Annotated in this window: 20 protein-coding genes and 2 riboswitches; of the genes, 5 read left to right on the top strand and 15 right to left on the bottom strand. The window is 39.8% G+C overall.

The genetic code is table 11. From position 1 onward, the window contains the following. Positions 1-54 precede the first annotated feature (54 nt). Together IRB43_RS03800 and IRB43_RS03795 are read left to right on the top strand one after the other, a co-directional pair. Complete coding sequence (locus IRB43_RS03800) at positions 55-1134, top strand: ABC transporter permease (protein ID WP_203362117.1); 1080 nt, start codon at positions 55-57, stop codon at positions 1132-1134. Then, positions 1134-1811 carry an ABC transporter ATP-binding protein gene (locus tag IRB43_RS03795; protein WP_203362116.1) on the top strand — a complete coding sequence of 226 codons (678 nt, stop codon included), beginning with the start codon at positions 1134-1136 and terminating at the stop codon, positions 1809-1811. Before IRB43_RS03800 ends, IRB43_RS03795 begins: the two co-directional genes overlap by 1 nt. Positions 1812-1846: 35 nt before the next feature. Here the strand turns inward: IRB43_RS03795 and IRB43_RS03790 are convergent, their stop codons facing one another. After that, a complete protein-coding gene (locus IRB43_RS03790; protein WP_203362115.1) occupies positions 1847-3091 on the bottom strand; it encodes an AraC family transcriptional regulator in 1245 nt (414 codons plus the stop codon). A 133-nt stretch (positions 3092-3224) separates the two neighbouring features. Here IRB43_RS03790 and IRB43_RS03785 point away from each other — a divergent pair, with 133 nt between their 5' ends. Then, positions 3225-3584 (top strand): hypothetical protein, encoded by a 360-nt coding sequence (locus IRB43_RS03785; RefSeq protein ID WP_343070796.1) that lies wholly within the window; start codon positions 3225-3227, stop codon positions 3582-3584. Beyond that, positions 3581-5149 (top strand): sodium/solute symporter, encoded by a 1569-nt coding sequence (locus tag IRB43_RS03780; RefSeq protein ID WP_203362114.1) that lies wholly within the window; start codon positions 3581-3583, stop codon positions 5147-5149. Before IRB43_RS03785 ends, IRB43_RS03780 begins: the two co-directional genes overlap by 4 nt. A gap of 52 nt (positions 5150-5201) precedes the next feature. On the opposite strand, the gene IRB43_RS03775 is transcribed toward IRB43_RS03780, so the two are convergent. The 11 genes from IRB43_RS03775 to IRB43_RS03725 all read right to left on the bottom strand — a co-directional run bounded on the left by IRB43_RS03775 (position 5202) and on the right by IRB43_RS03725 (position 16079). Further along, entirely contained in the window at positions 5202-6098 is an 897-nt protein-coding gene (locus IRB43_RS03775) for a diacylglycerol/lipid kinase family protein (RefSeq protein ID WP_203362113.1), read from the bottom strand. Between the two features lie 103 nt (positions 6099-6201). Further along, positions 6202-6960 carry a yteA family sporulation protein gene (locus IRB43_RS03770; protein WP_203362112.1) on the bottom strand — a complete coding sequence of 253 codons (759 nt, stop codon included), beginning with the start codon at positions 6958-6960 and terminating at the stop codon, positions 6202-6204. 130 nt (positions 6961-7090) lie between these two features. Continuing rightward, complete coding sequence (locus tag IRB43_RS03765) at positions 7091-8911, bottom strand: PAS domain S-box protein (protein ID WP_203362111.1); 1821 nt, start codon at positions 8909-8911, stop codon at positions 7091-7093. Between the two features lie 356 nt (positions 8912-9267). Next, positions 9268-9909, bottom strand: a complete 642-nt coding sequence (gene thiE, locus IRB43_RS03760) for a thiamine phosphate synthase (protein WP_203362110.1) — start codon at positions 9907-9909, stop codon at positions 9268-9270. Beyond that, positions 9910-10713, bottom strand: coding sequence for a bifunctional hydroxymethylpyrimidine kinase/phosphomethylpyrimidine kinase (gene thiD, locus IRB43_RS03755; protein WP_203362109.1), 804 nt, complete (start codon positions 10711-10713; stop codon positions 9910-9912). It abuts the gene before it with no gap. Continuing rightward, positions 10700-11539 (bottom strand): hydroxyethylthiazole kinase, encoded by an 840-nt coding sequence (gene thiM, locus IRB43_RS03750; RefSeq protein WP_203362108.1) that lies wholly within the window; start codon positions 11537-11539, stop codon positions 10700-10702. Before thiM ends, thiD begins: the two co-directional genes overlap by 14 nt. 30 nt (positions 11540-11569) lie before the next feature. Then, entirely contained in the window at positions 11570-12589 is a 1020-nt protein-coding gene (locus tag IRB43_RS03745) for an ABC transporter substrate-binding protein (RefSeq protein WP_203362107.1), read from the bottom strand. Further along, entirely contained in the window at positions 12586-13338 is a 753-nt protein-coding gene (locus IRB43_RS03740; RefSeq protein WP_203362106.1) for an ABC transporter permease, read from the bottom strand. The genes IRB43_RS03745 and IRB43_RS03740 overlap by 4 nt, the downstream gene beginning before the upstream one ends. Beyond that, entirely contained in the window at positions 13335-14096 is a 762-nt protein-coding gene (locus tag IRB43_RS03735; protein ID WP_203362105.1) for an ABC transporter ATP-binding protein, read from the bottom strand. The genes IRB43_RS03740 and IRB43_RS03735 overlap by 4 nt, the downstream gene beginning before the upstream one ends. Beyond that, entirely contained in the window at positions 14089-14763 is a 675-nt protein-coding gene (gene tenA, locus IRB43_RS03730; RefSeq protein ID WP_203362104.1) for a thiaminase II, read from the bottom strand. Before tenA ends, IRB43_RS03735 begins: the two co-directional genes overlap by 8 nt. 41 nt (positions 14764-14804) lie before the next feature. After that, positions 14805-16079: an acetylornithine deacetylase gene (locus IRB43_RS03725; protein ID WP_203362103.1), complete on the bottom strand. Its 1275-nt coding sequence runs from the start codon at positions 16077-16079 to the stop codon at positions 14805-14807. Positions 16080-16167: 88 nt separating this feature from the next. Next, positions 16168-16271: riboswitch (TPP riboswitch) on the bottom strand. A gap of 139 nt (positions 16272-16410) precedes the next feature. Here IRB43_RS03725 and IRB43_RS03720 point away from each other — a divergent pair. After that, positions 16411-16776, top strand: a complete 366-nt coding sequence (locus IRB43_RS03720; protein WP_203362102.1) for a YuzC family spore coat inner layer protein — start codon at positions 16411-16413, stop codon at positions 16774-16776. Here the strand turns inward: IRB43_RS03720 and thiW are convergent. The 3 genes from thiW to IRB43_RS03705 form a co-directional block, all read right to left on the bottom strand. Continuing rightward, on the bottom strand, positions 16751-17260 hold the full coding sequence (gene thiW / locus IRB43_RS03715; protein ID WP_203362101.1) for an energy coupling factor transporter S component ThiW: 510 nt from the start codon (positions 17258-17260) through the stop codon (positions 16751-16753). The genes IRB43_RS03720 and thiW overlap by 26 nt on opposite strands. A gap of 72 nt (positions 17261-17332) precedes the next feature. Continuing rightward, positions 17333-17440, bottom strand: a riboswitch (TPP riboswitch). A gap of 45 nt (positions 17441-17485) precedes the next feature. Beyond that, positions 17486-18343, bottom strand: coding sequence for a superoxide dismutase (locus IRB43_RS03710; RefSeq protein WP_203362100.1), 858 nt, complete (start codon positions 18341-18343; stop codon positions 17486-17488). A 99-nt stretch (positions 18344-18442) separates the two neighbouring features. After that, the gene (locus IRB43_RS03705) at positions 18443-19897 is read right to left on the bottom strand and encodes an aldehyde dehydrogenase family protein (RefSeq protein ID WP_238941794.1); all 1455 of its coding nucleotides are present in this window, start codon (positions 19895-19897) and stop codon (positions 18443-18445) included. Between the last annotated feature and the right edge of the window lie 49 nt (positions 19898-19946).

Below are 19946 nucleotides of genomic sequence, written 5' to 3'. Positions count from 1 at the left end.
TCATTTTTCAATTGTATGATATCCATAGATCAATCGAAAGAAAGGTGAAGAAATATGCTCTCACTCTCTATAAAAGAAATGAAGTTTTTTAAACTAAAATATTTACTCGTTGCATTTATCTTATTCTTTACCGCTTCCCTTGTCTTTATCATCAACGGATTAGCGAACGGGCTGTCACTTGATAATGCCTCAAGTATAAAGAATATGAATGCAGACCACTTTTACATGAAGACAGATGCAGAAAAAAGGTTAGATCGATCAAAAATTAGTGAAACGGAAGCGCTGCAAGCACAATCAAAACAAGGTCTTGAGCCTCTCGGTGTGCAAATGTTTTCTCTAAAAGAAAAAGCACATGATCAAACGATCGACTTAACCTTTATGGGTATTCAAGCAGATGGTGAGCTACATCCGAAAGTAGTCGAAGGACAAACATTAAAAAAAGTGGATGCTCTATCAATCGTAGCTGATGAATCATTAAAAGAAGAAGGAGTTAAACTGGGCGATAAGCTTTATGAAGAAACATCAGGACTCACTTTTACTATTGCAGGGTTTACAAGCGGGCAAACGTACAGCCATACACCCGTCGCTTTTATTAACTTAAAGAGTTGGACTGCATTAACGGAAAGAAACAACAAAGTATACTACAATGCCCTAGTTGCTACCACGAAGGAGCAGGCCACTGGAACTCCTGTAAAAGATGGACAATGGCTACCAAAAGATGAAGTAATGAAGAGCATTCCTGGTTTTGAAGCGGAACAAAGCTCGCTGTATATGATGCTCGGATTCTTGCTTGTGATTACAGTCTTTATTTTAACTGCGTTCTTTTATATTATTACTGGTCAAAAAATGAATCAATTTGGCATTTTAAAAGCAATCGGATCCCGAAATAGCTTTTTAATTGGAACGACTATTATACAAGCGTTCCTATTATCAATCATCAGCATTGGCATCGCTGCTGGATTCGCTATTTTCATGGCAACATTATTGCCAGAAGGAATTCCTTATGTCATTGATACGGAAAATACAATGATGTTAGCTGGAGTATTATTAGCAGTCGCATTAGTTGGATCTCTCATTTCAAGCTTTAATATTGTTCAAGCAGATCCAATTGAAGCGATGGGGAGGGTAGAATAATGACATATCCACTCGTACTAGAAAATATATCAAAATCATTTCAAGATGGCGACTCTACCATCGATATTGTTAAAGGTTTGTCATTTCAAGCAAAGGCCGGTCAATTCACTGCTGTCATCGGTCCATCTGGTTCAGGAAAAAGTACCTTTTTATCTATCGCCGGTGCATTATTAAGTCCTGACAGCGGTCATATTTATATTAATAACAAAGACATTACTCACTTCACTGATAAAGAGAAAGCTCAAACTCGCCTTGCAGATATTGGATACATCTTTCAAAGTTCCAATCTTGTTCCTTATTTAACAGTGAAGGAGCAACTAAAAATTGTACTGCAAATGGCTGATAAGAAAAGCTCACAGCAAAATGAATATATGGAAGAGTTACTTTCATCCGTTGGGTTGTTTTCACGGATCAATCACTACCCTCATCAACTATCTGGCGGTGAGAAACAGCGAGTGGCAATTGCCCGCGCTTTCGCCAACGACCCAGCGATTATTTTGGCCGATGAACCAACCGCAAGTCTTGATCCCAATCGCAGTGTGGACATAGCGACTTTGATTGCTAAGCAAGCAAAAGAAAAAAATAAAGCAGCAGTAATGGTCACACATGATGAAGCAATCTTGCCGCTTTGTGATGAAATATATCGCATGGAAAATGGAAAATTAGTAAAAGTATAATTTCTAAAATTACTGATTTTTATTGATATTTTTCTTTAAACAAAAATAATCTCTTTCGTTAATCGGAATTCCCTCGGGGTAATTCCGATTACTTTTTTAAAAGTGGAACTGAAATAATTAGGCGTGTTAAAGCCTACCTCGTCCGATATTTCTTCGATCGTTTTATCTGTATGCCTCAACATCCAAACAGCTTTTCTTAAACGAACAAATGTAATATATTCAGAGAATGTATTTCCTGTTTCCTTCTTAAATAAGCGAATGAAATGAGAATAGCTCAAATTTACATGATTGGCTACATCTTTAGCCGTCATCTCATCGGAAAAATGATCTTCAATATAATCTGTACTTTTCTTAATATCCGGCTCCTTCGTAATTTCCTCAAAATATCGCAATGACACTTCATGATATGGCGGAAGCGCCCTAGCAATTTTTGATTCTTTAAAGGAATGATGCAAAAGTAGCGGATCATTGTAAAGCGATCCAACACCAATATATATTTGAATGCGATATTGTTTTAAAAGACGTTCGACGATTTTTTCAAAGGTTGCTCGTCCTTCTTTCCAGTTTTTCACACAGCAAATATTATCTGTTTGGCGAAATAACACAATTAAAGACTTGCGAAAAGGAAGGAAATATAATCTGGGAACAATCCCTTTAAATTCTTGTTTAAAGTTGGAGCAAATAAGTTGCACAGCACGATCTTCATCAATCGGATGACCATCGAGATGAGTAAAGCCCTGCACATAACAAACTGTATTCGGAAACTCATTTTCATTAAACAGGGATAATAGTTCCATCATCTCATTTTCCGAATGAATATCCTCATGCAAGAGCCTTCTTAACATATAGTTTTCCAATGATTCGTTCAGCTTCATTTTTGTTTTATGTACGGAGATTACCTTTTTCCCCTTTACTTGAATCAACGCAATTTTTTGCTGGTCTAGCACTTTAATAGCCTCGCTGATGCTACGAAAAAAAGCTGATTTCTTCACTGGATTTAATAATAATGACTGAATTTGCAATCGAATGGCTAACGGAGAAGTTTTGATCCATTCTTCATCAAGCAGTAATATGTAATAGCAATCGTAATGCTTCTTTAAACGGTTTACCTTGACCCAATCATATAAGTGGCTCACCTGCACGATTTTTATATGAATCGGTTCATCCGAATAAGCCTGATCTATCAAAGACAGGCGATCTTTAAACCTTTCTTCTATCCACTCTTTTAATATAGAATAAATAGGTAGACTTACATGAGAAAGACATACATTATACTTCATACCCTCCCCCCTTTATTTAATCATAACTTGCTCAAATGACAAAAACAAGCAATTTTTTATAATATTCAGACATTATATTGTAAGGGTTTTCAATGGATTTTTATATATAATTTGAGAAAAGGAGGAGATATATGTGGAAAAAGAATATGAAATGACGGATCAGTCACATGGAACGATTGATGTAGCCAACTTACCCCCCCTAGATTCCGACACAAGTGCCATTATGAAGTCAGAGCTTCGAACAGGAATAGGACTTTCTTCTTTTTATTATGCGTTTATCTTTTTCATCCCAGTCATTAATTGGTTTTTGAAAGATCTTGCCTTTTTCGAGTTTTGGGGCGGAATGTCTGTTACTTGGTTTTTAACAACGATTGTTGGAATGGGTATGGCCTTCTTAATTGCTTATATTCATACGAAGCGTTACGAAAAACGATTGGCACAATATGATCAATCCGTTAATGGAAATCAAGTTAAAGGAGGAAATACTGCATGATCCAAACTTTACTAGAGCCTAAATATTTGTTCACTATTATCTTGATGGGTACAATTATTTATATTACGTACTTATCAAAAAAGAATTCTAGCGCTAGTGATTTCTTCGTTGGGGGCCGATCATTCGGCTGGTTTACAAACGGTTCTGCCATCGCTGGAGACTATTTAAGTGCGGCTACTTTTCTAGGACTAGCTGGTTTAACTTTTTCTATCGGTTATGATGGAGCCTTCTATACGTTTAGCTTTTCCATTGGTCTAACTCTTCTCGCTATTTTCGTTGCTGGTCCATTAAGAAGATTTGGCGCTTATACAGTAGCTGACTTTGTTGCCTATCGTTTCCACAGTAAACGAGCTCGTTTAGTAGCCGTGCTAGTCGTCCTTTCGATTTCAGGCTTCTATGCCGCTCCTCAGTTGCTCGGTGCTGCACAAATTTTAAGTATGTTTTTCGGCACTTCTTATGAATTCGGTATTATTTTTACTTGTTCCGTTATGATTCTTTATGTCGGTGTCGGTGGCATGAAAGGAACAACGCTGAACCAGGCATTAGAACTATGGATTCGTCTCGGTGCTTTCGTCATTATGGTAGGAGCAGCCATTTACGGTGGATTGCATTACCAAAAAATCTTAGCGGCTATCACTGAATTTAGCGGGACTATTGCTAATACAGCTCAATTTACGCCAGACGGAAAAGATGTCGCAGTAGATGGACAAGCTTGGTCAACTTCAGGAGTCCTTACACCTAACTTCATACACACCGTGTCACTCATCATTGGTTTATCTTTAGGAACCATTGGCCTGCCTCACATTTTATTACGCTTCTATACAAATCCAAGCGCTAAAGCTGCTCGTAAATCCGCTTTAATGGCGATTGGTATTGCTAGTGTCTTCTTCTTATTTGCCGTTTACCTTGGGGTTGTAGGAAGAGCCTTATTTATTGAAGGAAACGTAAGCCCAGAAGTCATGAAAAACTTAATTACAGGTGGAGACAATATGGTGGTTCCATCTATCGCTGAAGCCTTAGGTGGAAAATGGCTGCTCGGACTCGTAATTGCCGGTGCCTTTGCCGCGATCTTCTCTAACCTTTCCGGTTTATTTATTGCCAGCTCTGGAGCTCTTGCTCACGATCTATATGCTTCTTTCTCTAAAAAAGAATTAACACAAAAGCAACGTGTAATCGCCGGAAAAGTGTCTATCGCCATTCTTGGTGTTCTATACGGCGCCTTAGGCTTATTAGTAAAAGAAGCTTCCATCGGTCACTTAGTTGCACTCGCATTTACCGTTGCTGCTAGTACATTTACACCCATTTTCCTATTTGGCATTTGGTGGAGAGGTATGACGGAAAAAGGAGCTATTGCCGGTCTTCTTGTCGGACTTGGGGTTTCAATGTTTATGATCTTCTTCGCTTCCGCTCTTCCGCCTGCTTTACAATTTAAAGTACCTGGTATTGTTACTGTACCCATTGGCTTCTTAACAGTTTATATCGTATCTAAACTGGATCGCCAAGTACCGAAAGATGTCAACTTATTCATGAAGAAAGTCCACTCGAAGCAAAGCGAAGTGGCTTAATAAATGGTAGCTAACGAAAAACTGGAGCGGCAAATAGCACTCCAGTTTTTCGTTATGTGACAATGAATTTAATGGCCTTTTCCTTTACTCGAATGGCTACCGGCGTTTCCCCGATAATTTCTCCATCTGCAATCACCTTCAATGGCCGGTCACTTGAAATGTGAATATTCCGCCCTTTCAAATAAGTGACACCCTCTTTATTAATATGCTTACCCGAGTACACTTTAGGCAAAAGTTTACCGATAATGGTCCGCCGATTGACTGTATGCAAAAATACAAGATCGATAATTCCGTCAATTGGATGGGCAAACGGACAAACCATCATTCCCCCTCCATAACTTTGAGTGTTTCCACAAGCAACCATCCACACTTTTTCGGTGATATATTGATCATCATCAATTCGAATCTCTACATGAAAAGGTTTATACCTAGGAATGACTAACAAAGCACTAAGCACATAAGTAAGTGCACCTACTCGCAAAACATTGAGCCACCGCTTATAAAACGAGCGGGCAGCATGATCAGTAACTGCTGCATCCATACCGACCGCTGCAATGGTTAAACAATAATTCCCATTGACATGAAGTACATCTAATTCCCTTATTTCCAGTTTTAGAAGTGCTTCAGCTAGCTTGTTTGGATTGTTCGTGAGCTTTAAGGCTCTCGCTAAATCATTACCAGATCCTGCTGGCAACAAAGCAATAGGAATATTGCTTCCTGCTAAGTCTTGAATAACAGTATGAACAGTTCCATCTCCACCCACGACAAGAAAAGCCGTCAAACTCTTCTTCTCTTTACATTCCCAAACAATCTCGCGAGTCTCCTGTTCAGACGAGGTGACAAAGGCTCGATACGCAATATTTTTGCTTATAAATACTTGCTCCAACTTTCTCCATTGCTTAACACCCTGATTATTTCCTGCTTTTGGATTCACCAACACCACATACATATGAACCGACCCCTGCCATGACTTATTTATCTCATCATATCATGATTTGAGCAGTCGATTGATAAAATGTTCATGCGAATAAAGACTAAATTTTAGACAAACTTTACCTTTTTCTTTTCGTATAAGGTTCTCGTTCATACGGAGGCAAATCTCCAAATGAAGTCATTATTCCTTCTTCATCTAGCTCCTCTTCATATTGTTTATGTTGTTTATTCGGGTAAATGGTTAGATTTTTTCCTTCAATGTCTACTCCAACAAAGTTTTCATATGCTTCTACATATCCAACATGTTCATCTGATTCGATATACATATCATTATAGTCAGTCGGAGCATTCAAAAAGTCAGATGGTGATTCAGATGTACCCCAGCTAGCTACATCTTGCCACGCATCTTCCGCATCATAAATAATGGATTCATTTGGGTGACCATCGTATTCAAATTGCCCAAAAGGCGGACTCAACACTTCTTCTTCAACTGGCCGATGACGAGAAATGGTTCGATCGGGAGTATGTTCAATACAATAAACAGTTGATGGTAACGCTTCTAGCCTCTCGATCGGAATGTCTTGACCACATACAATGCATGTTCCATATGCGCCCTCTTCTATCGCCTGTAACGCACGATTAATATTGGCTAACTCATATTGTTCGTGTTCACTTAATGCCCAGTCTTTTTGTCTTTCAAACAATTCTGTTCCTTCATCAGCAGGGTGATTATCATAACTTGACAACTCCCCTACAGAATCATGAGGGTGGCTTCTTTCTAGACCAAAATGACCATGCTCTTGAAGTCGATGTTCAAGCTCTTGTTTCTCTATCATTAATTGTGACTGAAAAGCGGCTAATTTCTCAGCTGTCAACAACTCGGTCACTCCCTTATACAAATTTCCGAAACATTTTTAGTATGGGTTAAAACGACAGACTCATACTAACACTTTCAAAGTGAGGGGAATAAAATAAAAACAGGCTAAACATTGATCGTTTAGCCTGTTTTTATTTCACTAGCGGCAATAGTATTTTCACTGTCGTTCCCTTGCCTTCTTCACTAAAAATTTGAATCGTTCCTTTGTGATTTTCAATAATTTTAAAGCTAACCATCAATCCTAGTCCTGTTCCCTTTTCTTTGCTGGAATAAAAAGGTTCTCCCAGTCGTTGAACCCTCTCTTCCGAAACACCAATTCCATTGTCCTCTACTTCTATACAAATAAATCCATTCGACTTTACGATCGTTCGAATGAAAATCTGTCCACCTGAAGGGATCGCTTCTATTGCATTTTTAATTAAATTAATAAATACTTGCTTTAGCTGTTTTTGCTCACAAATCACCATCAGCGGCTCATCTGTAAATTCCGTAATAATTTCTACTTGATTTAAGATCGCCTCTGGATTCATGAAGGTAATCACTTCTTTTAACACATCAATGATGCTTCGTTCTTCCATTCTCATTTCCTCATGAGGCTTAGCTAGCATTAAAAACTCATTCATAATAAATTCAATTCGTTCTAATTCAGTAAGAATAATATCAGCATACTTCGTTTTTGTTTCTTGACTTAATAATTGTAAAAACCCTTTGACAGCTGTTAAAGGGTTGCGGATTTCATGGGCAATTCCAGCCGCCAGTTGGCCAACCACACCAAGCTTGTCCGATTTCTTGATTAACTGCTCTGTTTCTTTGATTGTCGATATATCTTGAGAAATACTAAGATGCCGAATGACATTCCCACAATTATCCTTAACTGGTGTCATTTTTGTGCGTATCCACTTTACATCTCCGCTATTAGTGACTATACGATATTCTAATTCTTTCGCCGTGGGACAAGGCGTTAGAAAAAAGGCTCGAGCTTTATCAATATCCTCTGGATAAATACTATCAAATACAGTATTTACATCCTTGTATAACTGTTGTAAATCAAATCCCCACACTTTTTCATAAGAAGGACTAATATACATATATTTACCCGTATTAATATCATACAGGCAAATAACTTCGTTAATATTATCAGAAATATTCCGAAGTAAATTCTCTTGTTCGATCATAAACTCACTTTGTTGCTCAACAATTTTTTGCGTGTTCACGAGCTCCGTTAAATCTTTAATGATCGCAGAAAGAGCAATAATTTTGCCCTCATCATCACAAACTTTGGAATAAGTCACTGATACGGGAAAAGTGGTGCCGTCTTTCTTCACTCGAACGGTTTGAAAGTTAACAATTAGGCTACCGTTCATTACTTCTTCTTTCGCTTGATCAAATTCACATTGTCGGTCTGGCGGAATGATTTTTAGTATTTTCCCCACCATTTCTTCCGCTGTCCAGCCAAATAACTTTTCAAACGCTGTATTGACAGCAATCACTCGGCCTTCGAGATCAAACATATGGGCTGCTTCCCCTGAATAGTCATAAAAAGAGTTATACCAGGCACGAGCTGAAATAACTTGTTCTTGGTTGCTACTGTATTCAATCGGACGTACCACAGCTTGAATGTAATCGCTTTCTGAAATAGCCGCCATAATCCAATGTAGACGATAGTATGTACCATCTTTCCTTCTACATCGATTGATAAACGGGATAAATTGATCTTTTTTTAATAAATTTATATGTTCAAGCGTGTGTTCACGATCTTGACTATGAACAAACTCTAAATAACTTTTATTTTTGATTTCTGATAAAGAATATTGAATCACTCGCTCAAAGGAAGGATTGATGTATTGAATTTGTCCTTCTTTATTTAATAAAATTAACAGGTCGTCAGTTACCGTAGTAAACCATCTTGCTGTCAGTTCTACTTCTTTCATGTTCATACTTAAATTGTTCACAAACTATTCCCCCCCCCTTATTCATTATGTAAGACCTGCCCAAAGATTTCACCAAAAATTTTCCGACAAAATTATACTTGTTTCTCCATGAATGTTTCTCGACACAAATTGATCTTTTTATAGAAAAAGCTACCCCAATCGCACTTGATGTTTGGAGCAGCCTATATGAGAGCTAAATAGTATTATTTTTTTATTTGATTTGTGCTTGTTTTATTGTTAGATACTTTTCTCTTTCGTCCGCATCCACAGCCTGACTTCTTTTTTTTAGGACGGCTTGTCATTTTTTTAACCTCCTACCAATCATATACAATAACATATGAAAAATAAAGGTTTTTGTAAACAACAGCCACCTAATTCTACCTATTTCTAACTGCAAGGGATAATTGTTGCGCCGCGATAGCCGGAGACGAGTGTCGGCTAATTGCTGTAATCACCGAAACTCCATCCGCTCCTGCACGAATAACTGCTGCTGCATTTTCAGCAGTTATTCCACCAATACCTACAATCGGAATAGCCAGCCCTTTTGCACGAATCTCTTCAATCAATTTCGTTCCTTGGACTTCTTTCGCGTCTGCTTTTGTGTTTGTAGGGAATACTGGTCCTATTCCTAAATAATCGGCTCCATCTTTAATGGCGGCCTCTACTTCTTCGATCGTGTGAGCGGACACGCCAATAATTTTATTTGGAAATTTCTTACGAACGACAGCTACTTTTTCGTCATCCTGGCCAATATGAACACCATCTGCATTTAATTGAATGGCCAAATCAATATCATCATTCACAATGAAGGGGATGTTATGTTGTCGGCAAATAGCTTGTAACTCTTTCGCAAGTTGAAGCTTTTCCTCCCCTATTAAAGCTCTATCCCCTTTTTCACGAAATTGAAACATCGTAATGCCACCTTTAATAGCCTCTTTTAATGTTTCTAGAAGAGGCATCTTACTATTGGCCGTCCCCATAATGAAGTATACTTTCAACTGTTGTCTTAACTGTGCCATTTACTGATGCCCCTTTTTAAACGCCCAATGATTAGTCGGTCCATGACCGCTGCCAATATGTAAATCATGTTCAATCGCTGCATGAACGAAAGCGGACGCAGTTTCTACTGCTTGTTGCACCGTTTGACCTTTTGCTAATTCAGCCGTCATGGCTGCTGCAAATGTGCAGCCTGTTCCATGTGTGTTTTTGGTGGAAATTCGCGAATTTTTGACATAAGTAAACTGGCTGCCGTCGAATAAAAGATTGATTAATTCCTCTCCATCATTCGCATGTCCGCCTTTTATGACAACATTCTTCACACCGGCATGATATAATTTTTCGGCGGCTATTTTACGATCTTCGAGAGTATCAATCGTCATATCCGCCAGCACCTCAGCTTCAGGTATGTTAGGCGTAATAACGAGCGCACGCGGAAGCAATACTTCTTTCATTGCTTGAATCGCCTCTTCTTGTAATAAAGATGCTCCCCCTTTAGCGATCATCACTGGATCAATGACAACTTTTTCCCAACCGTACTTTTCAATTTGCTTTGCAACCGCTCGAATGATTTCACCGCTGAATAACATCCCAGTTTTTAAAGCATCTGTTCCCATATCTTCTCCAATAGCCTCAATCTGTTTTTCAACGGCTTCAATAGATAAAGGGTATACACCATGAACACCTAATGTATTTTGAGCCGTGACAGCGGTCAAAGCAGACATTCCGTACACTTCAAGTTCTTGAAACGTTTTTAAATCCGCTTGTATTCCCGCTCCTCCACCGCTATCTGACCCAGCAATCGTCAACGCTTTATATACTGTCATGTTGATTCACCTCAAATAATTGTCTTTCTTCAAATACAGCTGCTGATTCAATCTGCTCTTCTGTCACTTTTGACAAGCTGTTTAAAAGTTCGATTTGAAAAGTTCCCGGGCCTTTCTCTCCACTCATTTGAATCGCTTGTTCAGCTGCCACACCATAAGTGACAACAGCTGATAACGCTGCAGATAGTACATTTTTTTCTACCGCAGCAAAAGCTCCGATCACAGAAGTTAATAAACAGCCAGCTCCCGTCACTTTTGTTAACATCACGTCACCATTATGAACTAAATAGGTCGTTGCTCCATCTGTAATGACATCCATCTTACCTGTAATGACAATCGACGTTCCTAAGCTTTTCGCCGCTTCTTGCGCTAATTGAACAGTATCTCCTTGCCCTTCTTTCGCGTCAACACCTTTAATCTCCCATTTATGCCCTGTCACATGAGCAATCTCCGCAGCATTCCCTCGAATAACTGCTACGTTTACTTCACGAACAATTTTGCGTGATGCTTCTGTTCGATAGGCCGTCGCTCCAGCACCTACTGGATCAAAAATAACAGGCACACCTGCTTCATTGGCGGCTTTCCCAGCGATGATCATCGCTTCCACTTTCTCCTCATCCAATGTACCAATATTCAAAACTAGCGCACCGGCAATCCTCGCCATGTCCGCAACTTCTTCTTTCGCATACGCCATCACTGGAGATGCACCTAATGCCAATAATCCATTTGCGGTAAAATTCGTGACGACCACATTCGTAATGTTATGAATAAGCGGTTGTTTCTCACGCAATTTTATCAATGTCTTTCCAATGCTAGATTTGTCCATGCTGTTAACATCCTTTCCGCTTTATTGATTTCACTCAGAAATATTGACAAACAACTCATCGATGTTCGGGTCCTTCTTAATGAGCCCAGCTTCTTTCATCCACTTGCTTGTTTCTTCCCAAGATGTTTTTTCCTGACTACCAAATCCATGTTCCGATGTCATTTTTGGTAAAAGAATCTCAAGGCTTTGCTTTTCTACTTCTTCGATCAGCGGGAAGTTCGCTTCATCTTGTTTACTTAATAAAATTTGCAGGGCCTCATCCGGATTTTTCTCCGTAAATTCGAACCCTTTCTCAGCTGCTCGCCAAAATGCTTGAATGACATCTTGTTGCTCATTCCATGTTTGATCACTTGTTACAGCAACGAGCTCATAAAAGTTCGGAACACCATATTTTGAAGGATCAAAATTGCGAGTTTCAAATCCTTCATACTTTAATAATGGCACTTCATGATTAATATAGGCACCAACGACTGCATCTGCTTTTTTGCTGACAACAGCCGCATTTAACTCAAAGCCAACATCGACCATTTTGACTTTCTTTGAATCACCTTTATCATGCTGCACCATCGTATCAATAATTGCCTCATTTAAAGGAATACCCGAAAACCCAACCGTTTTTCCTTCTAAATCTTTCGGTGTTTGAATCTCGCTGTCTTTTGGAAACATCACTCGATTTAATGGGGAGCGAACAATGGCACCTACCGATTTTACGGCGATATTTTGATCTGTACGCGCCATCACGACATCCGGCTGATAAGAAATACCAAGTGTCACTTTATTAACAGCCGCTAATTGAATAGGGTCGGTTGGATTGGCTGGAAACTGAATATCCAGATCAATCCCTTCCTCTTCAAAATAGCCCTTTTCTTGTGCTACGTATAAAAAGCTATGTACAGCATTCGGATACCAATCAAGCATAATGCTGACATCCTTCAATTCTTTTTTCTTTTCATTTGAAGCGGCCGTCTTCTCTTCTTTTTCTTTTGAACCGCACGCTGTCAGCATCGCTGCTAAAATAACGCTAACGGCAACTAATAACCATTTCTTCATTCCGTTTTCCTCCATTTTAATGATCGTTTTTCTAACATTTTTACAATCGTAAACATCATAATTCCAACTGCTGATAATAAAACAATCGGCGCAAACACAGCCGCTCCATCAAACTGCGTCATCATCCTCCGGCTAAAGTAGCCTAGTCCTGCTTGAGCTCCTAGCCATTCCCCAATTGCTGCCCCGATGACGCTTAATGTCACCGCCACTTTTAATCCTGAATAAAAATAAGGCAAAGCCGAAGGAACACTTAGTTTAAAGAAAATCTCTTTTTTCCTAGCCCCCATCGTTAACAGCAGTTCTTTCAACTCTTTACTGCTTGAACGCAAACCGTCAAACGTGCTGACGGTAATCGGAAAAAAGGTGATCAATACCGTTACTACAACCTTGCTCCAAATTGTATAGCCAAACCACAAAATAAAGATCGGAGCGAGGGCAATAACTGGAATCATTTGTGAAGAGATAATGATTGGATAAAAAGCTCTCTCTGCTGATTGACTGACGTTCATCCAAACCGCCAATCCAACACCAAACACAATAGAGATCGAAAGCCCGATCGCAATAATTAACAAAGTAGCCGGTAAATGCTCGGTAAAAAGCGGGACTTTTAACTCCCACAGCTTAGAAATAATACCGGTTGGCGGCGGTAAAATAAACACCATCTGCATCGAGCGAGCCACAACTTCCCAAACCAGTAAAAAGACGAATATGACAAACGCAGCAGGCATCCATTCCTTACTCTGTTTCATGTTGTCACCTTCTTGCGTAGCTGTTCAATTAATTGATCTTTCATCTCAAGAATCATCGGATCATTTAAGTCCCGTAAACTTCTAGGTCTTGGCAAGGCCACCTTGACTTCTTTTAATTGCTGTACAGGCGTTTCAGTGAAAATAAAAATACGATCAGATAAAAATAACGCCTCATTCACATCATGCGTAATGAAAAGGACCGTCGTTTTTCGCTTTTCCCATTGAGCCAGCAGCCATTCTTGCATCGACAGTCTCGTAATGGCATCCAATGCACTAAACGGCTCATCCAACAAAAGTACATTCGAACCACTTAGTACAGCTCGCAAAAAAGAAACTCGTTGCCTCATCCCTCCGGACAATTCACCTGGGTAACGACTTTCCACACCCTTTAAGCCAAATTCCTCAAGCATAGGAAGTACTCGATCTCGTGATTCCCCTTTACCCATTCCTTTTACTTCAAGCGGAAGGGCTGCATTTTCTAAAATCGTTCGCCACGGCATTAATAAATCTTGCTGCGGCATATAACCAACTTGTCCTAATCGACTCGCATGTTCTTTCTCATTAATGAAGATTTTTCCTTTGTCAGGTTGTTCCAAGCCAGTAATTAATCGAAACAGCGTGCTTTTCCCTGAACCGCTTGCTCCGACAATACTAATAAACTCCCGATCGAATACTTGCACATTTAAGCCATTAAGAATGGCGCCCTTTTGATCATACGAAAAGGTCACATCTTGAAACGTTAATACGGGCTTATTCATTCCCCGGCCACATCTCTTCCTTGTAGGCCATGTCCCAGAACATATATTCAAAGCGAGTTGTATTTAAGAAAATTTCTTCTAGTTTATCCAGTTCTGCTTCTGTTTTTCCTTCTGTATGTTGATCAAGAAGGTCGATACACCACATGGCCAACTGACCAAATTCCTCCGAGCTATACATTTGAATCCAGTTACCATAAAACTCATGCTCACTTGCTCCTGGAATTTCGTTTAATTCTTTACCAATTTCCCAATAGCTCCATGCACAAGGTAATACAGCAGCTAATACTTCTGGTAAACCGCCTGTTTGACTAACAGATAGCATATAATGATTATAAGCAAGTGTAATCGGAGAAGGCTGAGCCTGTTCTAATTCCTCTTTTGATATCCCAAAGCGAGCGGCATATTGACGATGAAGCTCCATTTCCATATTAAGCGTCGAATCTAATAAAGCAGCAAATTTACCCATCGTTGCTAAATCATTCGCTTTCACTGCCCCTAAAGCAAACACTTTTGCATAATCAATTAAATACAAATAATCTTGAACCATATAAAAGCGAAATTTTTCTTGATCGAGCGTTCCATCGCCCATTCCTTTTACAAAAGGGTGATTATGATTTCGTCTCCAAATCGGCTGTAATTTCTCATGTAATCGTTCACTAAATTTCATTGTTCTCCACTCCTTGAATGATTAATTTATGCATTTTATAACTACTTTTTCGTATGTCCCCACTGGTAAATAAAACGAATCATGACCTTTGTAAATTGAATCAGCTGATCAATCGATAATTGCTCATTGACTGAGTGAGCATTTTCTAAATCGCCAGGACCGTAAAGAGCCGTCGGAATCCCAGCATCGGCAAGCCAACCACCGTCTGTAACAGTTGGTGATACATCTAAAACTGGCGATTGAGTGAAAACACTTTCATGTGAATGCATCAATGTATGAACAGCTGGATGGTTGGGATCGACCTCAAAAGAAGGGAAGATTTCTCCTCGATCTTCAATCATCGATGTTCCTCCCCACTCAAATATCGGGGGATTGTTTCGCAGCCATAAGTCACTCTTTGCCACTATTCTAATATGGTCTTCCACTTCTTTTGCAACTTGCTCATATGTTTCGTTCGGATAGTAATGAACGGTAATCCAAAGGCGACATTCGTCAGCAACAAAAGCGGCATGACGCCCTCCTTCGATCACAGCAGGGTTAATTGTATTGGTTCCTGGCAGGAATCCCGGATAACTTTTCATGACTGCCCAATGCCGTTCTAGCTCCTGCAACCCTTCAATAACCTTCATCATTTTTTCAATCGTACTAGCCGCATGTAAACGACCGCCCGCATGAATCATCTTTCTTCTTGTTGCATCGTGATACGTCTGTTTGCTCTTTAATGTGATCCAGCCAGTGATCACTCCCCCTTGACCTTGGATATGCAAATCACTTGTATCTACCACAACCGCAAAATCCGCTTTATATCCACGTTTGCAACACTCCAACGTACCGGCTTCTCCAACTTCCTCACCAATAACTGATTGAAAAATCAAATCACCAGGAAGCTGAATTCCCGCTTCATTCAGCAATTGAATCGCAAATAAAGCGCCTGCCAACCCGCCTTTCATATCGGCAGCCCCTCGACCAATAATCGCTCCATCCTTCACAACAGGATCAAATGCCCCTGTTTCCCAAGCTTCATCATCATTTACTTCAGCCACATCTATATGACCATTAATAATTAAGCTTTTGTAATTCTCTCCATCTCTTCCCTTTAATGTACCGACAACATTCGGATCATTAGGATAGATGTCCCACATATCAACTGAAAATCCTAAGTCTTTCAACAAATTGGCAATATACTGTTGAGCCTCTTTCGTATTTCTAGCTGGGGGCGCTGGCGTTTGATAAGTAATCAATTTTTTTAAAAGGGAGATGAGTTCCTCCTGTCGATCTTCCACTTGCTTCATTAGAAACTCTATATTTTTTCCCATGTGTTTCACCTCCAAATACAAAAAGCCACTTCTTAGAAAAGAAGCAGCTGTAAAAAATACATAGTCCTCTACCACATAGTAGATACTCATCGTTACAACACCGCTTCCCTCCGCTAGTATTACCTAGTTCAGGTTATAAGGGTTAAGACAATGAGCCTCTCTCAGCTTTCAAAAGCACCCCTAGTGGTGAACCTTATTTAATTGAACTTGTCTTAGTTTTACCACAACGAAACACAATCTTCAATAGATTTCGAATGTTGCGTTACCAGTCACTTATATCCTTCTTGCTCGTATATTATAGAAAATCAATCATTAGGAGGAATAATGGACAATGTATCCTTCCTATCCAAATCACTACTTATATCACGGTTATCTGTACTATCCAGCTCTTCACGAACGAGTGTACCCGCAAGTCAATGTCACTTTGTTTAAGCAATCGGCTCAATCAATGAAAAATTTATTAAGGGAAACAACTTTACTAGTAAATAAGCTTTCTGATTCCCCCGGTTTTGCTTATCAAGTGATGAATGCCGCCCAGCAAGCCAATCAAAAGGAAGTAGAACGATTAATCAAATCGGCAGGCGTCACATCTAAAGCAACCATCTCGTTCAATCCCGATAGCATCCATCTTGAATTAAGCTCGAAAACAGGAAGTACGAATTGCTGTCATCTTACTGTTGCCCTTCGCTGGCAATAGTCTTTTTCCATACCTTTAATTTCACAAGTCGCTTCACTAACAAAAGGCCGATGACTGCCCCAGACAGACTGCTTACAAGAAAAGGCGGTAAGAAGAAAAAGGCACCAACTGTCGTTCCCATAAAGATTTTGGCATAAGGAACAGCAAATAGTGAAGCAAGCATCCCTGTTCCTATCACTTCACCGAGAGGAGCTGTCCACATTCGGTTCGTTTTTTGATAAAGATAACCAGCAAAAAAGGCACCAATCATACTTCCAGGAAAAGCAAGCAACGAGCCTGTTCCTATTAAATTTCTAAGCAGGCTCGTAACAAAAGCGATCAAGACTGCCGGAACAGGCCCAAATAACACCCCTGCAATCACGTTTATCGCATGTTGAATAGGATAGGCTTTCGCAACTCCCGCTGGAAACCAAATAAGAGCAGAAGTATAAGTAGCAATAGCGACAAATACGGCCATATAAGTTAATTTATTCACATGATTCATTCAAACACTCCCTTTTCAAACTCAAAAAGCCGGATCCAATCAAACCTGGATCCGGCAATAGTTCATGAACTCAACATTCATCCACTACTTCCCTACGCTGGCATCATCCAGATCAGGTTCAAAGAGTTGAAAAACACCCGTTTTTCTCTCAGCCATTATTAGGCACCTCTAGCAGTTTTCATATTTTTTCTCCATTATAAAATAAAATTTTAAAAGATTCACGTTTTATTTTTTCGCCTCGGCTAATCGCTTTGCTACCTCATCCCAACAAACAACATTCCACCAATTATCAATGTACTCTTTTCTCTTCGACTGATACTTTAAATAATAAGCATGCTCCCACACATCAAGAACAAGTAAAGGAATAACATCCCATTGACTGAGATTTTGATGTTTTTCCGCTTGGAGAATTTCGAGGCGCTTCGCCTGTCGCGACCAAATAAGGATGGCCCAGCCAGATCCCTCCACCTTTTCAGCAGCTGCGGAAAAATGATTTTTAAAAGAAGAGAATCCACCAAAAGAATGTTTAATTTCTCGCTCCAGCTCACCGGTAGGTTGGCCGCCACCTTTTGGACACATTACTTTCCAAAAAATTGAATGTAAATAATGACCGGCTCCATTGAAAGCCGCTTCTCTTTCCCAATGTTTGATCAAGGCATAGTCATTCTTTTTTCTCGCTTTCTCCATTTCCTTTTCCGCCTTGTTTAACCCATCAACGTAGCTTTGATGATGAATATCATGGTGGAGCCTCATCGTCGCTTCATCAATATAAGGCTCTAACGCATCGTATCGATATGGTAGTGGCGGAAGCTTATGAACACCTATCGGAACACGATGAAATTCATTTCTTTCCTTATTGAAATGATGATACCACTCGTCCCATTCTCTATATAAAGCAGCCATTTTCATTTGCCGTAACTGTTGGTCAACCACTGTCTCCAATTCAGCTAGCTGCTCTTCCCATCTTGTTAATCGTTCCGCTTCTACTTCTCCTTTTTGCTCACGGCACCATTGTTTCGCCTCTGTTATAAATTGCTGATAGTTTGTCAAAGTGAACTCCTCCTTTCTAGGCACTGTTATCATATGTATGAAAATGATTTCATGTTCATCGTGAGAAAGACGTTCAGATAAAATGAGTGGAAATAAGAAAACCCCAGACTCGGAAGCCTGGAGTTTTCTTTCTTATAGTTGATATTTAATCGCACAAGTTTTCACTTGAGAATAGAAATCTAACGCCGCTTGTCCTTGTTCTCTTGTGTGGGAGCTAGACCATTTCATTCCGCCGAATGGAGCTTGGTATTCTACGCCAGATGTTTCTTGATTCACGCGTACCATTCCAGCGTCTACCTCATCAAGGAAACGCATTGCTTTATTCATGTCATTTGTAAAAATAGCTGCACTTAATCCGTACAATGAATCGTTACACACATTAATTGCTTCTTCAAAGTCCTCTACTTGCACGACTGCCGCCACTGGACCAAAGATTTCTTCTTGGAATAGACGATGCTCGGCTGTGATGCCATCAACAACGATTGGTTGAATAAAGTAACCTTGCTTATCTGTTTGTAGCGGACCTTCTCCGATCACATTTGCTTCTTTACGAGCCAAATCTACATATTCAGAAACTGTCTCATATTGGCTTTTAGAAGCAACTGGACCTAAATATGGGTTCTCGCTCGCTTCACTTACAACCACTTCACTTAAAGCTTTTTGAAGCGCCTCAATAAACTGTGGATAAATCGCTTTTTCCACAATCATTCGGCTCGTTGCTGTACATTTTTGGCCAGCTGAACGGAAAGCACCGCCTAAAATAATTGGGACAGCTTTTTCTAAATCAGCATCTTTTAACACGATCGCCGCATTTTTCCCGCCCATTTCTGTTTGATATTTAATGTTGCGCTGTGCACATGAAGCAGCTACACGCTTACCTGTCGCCGTAGAACCTGTAAAGCTAACTGCGTCAATTTCCGCTTTTTCTAGCAATACATTCCCGACAACTCGCCCTTTACCGATGACTAAGTTTAATACGCCTTTTGGTAAGTTCGCTTCTTCAAATACTTCCATTAATAATGTAGCTGTTAATACACCCTGTTCTGCTGGCTTCCATACAACCGTATTGCCGCAAATAAGGGCAGGAGCGATTTTCCAAATCGGAATCGCTACTGGGAAGTTCCATGGCGTAATAATCGCCACAACTCCAAGCGGAACTCTTCTAGAATATTGAACGACATTTTGCTCACTTGAAGGGATTAATTGTCCATCAGGACGAACTCCTTCCGCTGCATAGAAACGAAGTAAGTTCACACCGCGCATGACTTCTCCACGCATTTCGCCAATTGGTTTTCCCATTTCACGGCTAGCTAATGAAGCAACTTTTTCAACTGATTTCTCAAGTACTTCAGCCATTTTGTATAAAATAGCTGCTTTTTCACTTCCGGATTTCTTCTTCCAAGCAGGCAACGCTTCGCGAGCAGCCGCTACCGCTTCAAACGCTTGCTCTTCTGTTGAAAAGCGCATCTCTCCTACTTTCTCAGAAGTATTAGATGGATTATAGACAGCTACACTCTCTCCTTGAAGCTCCTGCCACTCACCTGCAATATAATTTTTTGTTGTAACTTCTAAATTTTCTGTAATCAATGCTATCACCTTTCTCCTATTGAATGTAAGAAATGAAAAAGAGAACCAT

It is taken from the genome of Bacillus sp. REN10 (genome assembly GCF_016820555.1).
Lineage (GTDB): Bacteria > Bacillota > Bacilli > Bacillales > Domibacillaceae > Bacillus_CE.
The sequence above is the reverse complement of the archived record's forward strand: the minus strand, read 5'-3'. Positions and strand labels throughout refer to the sequence as shown.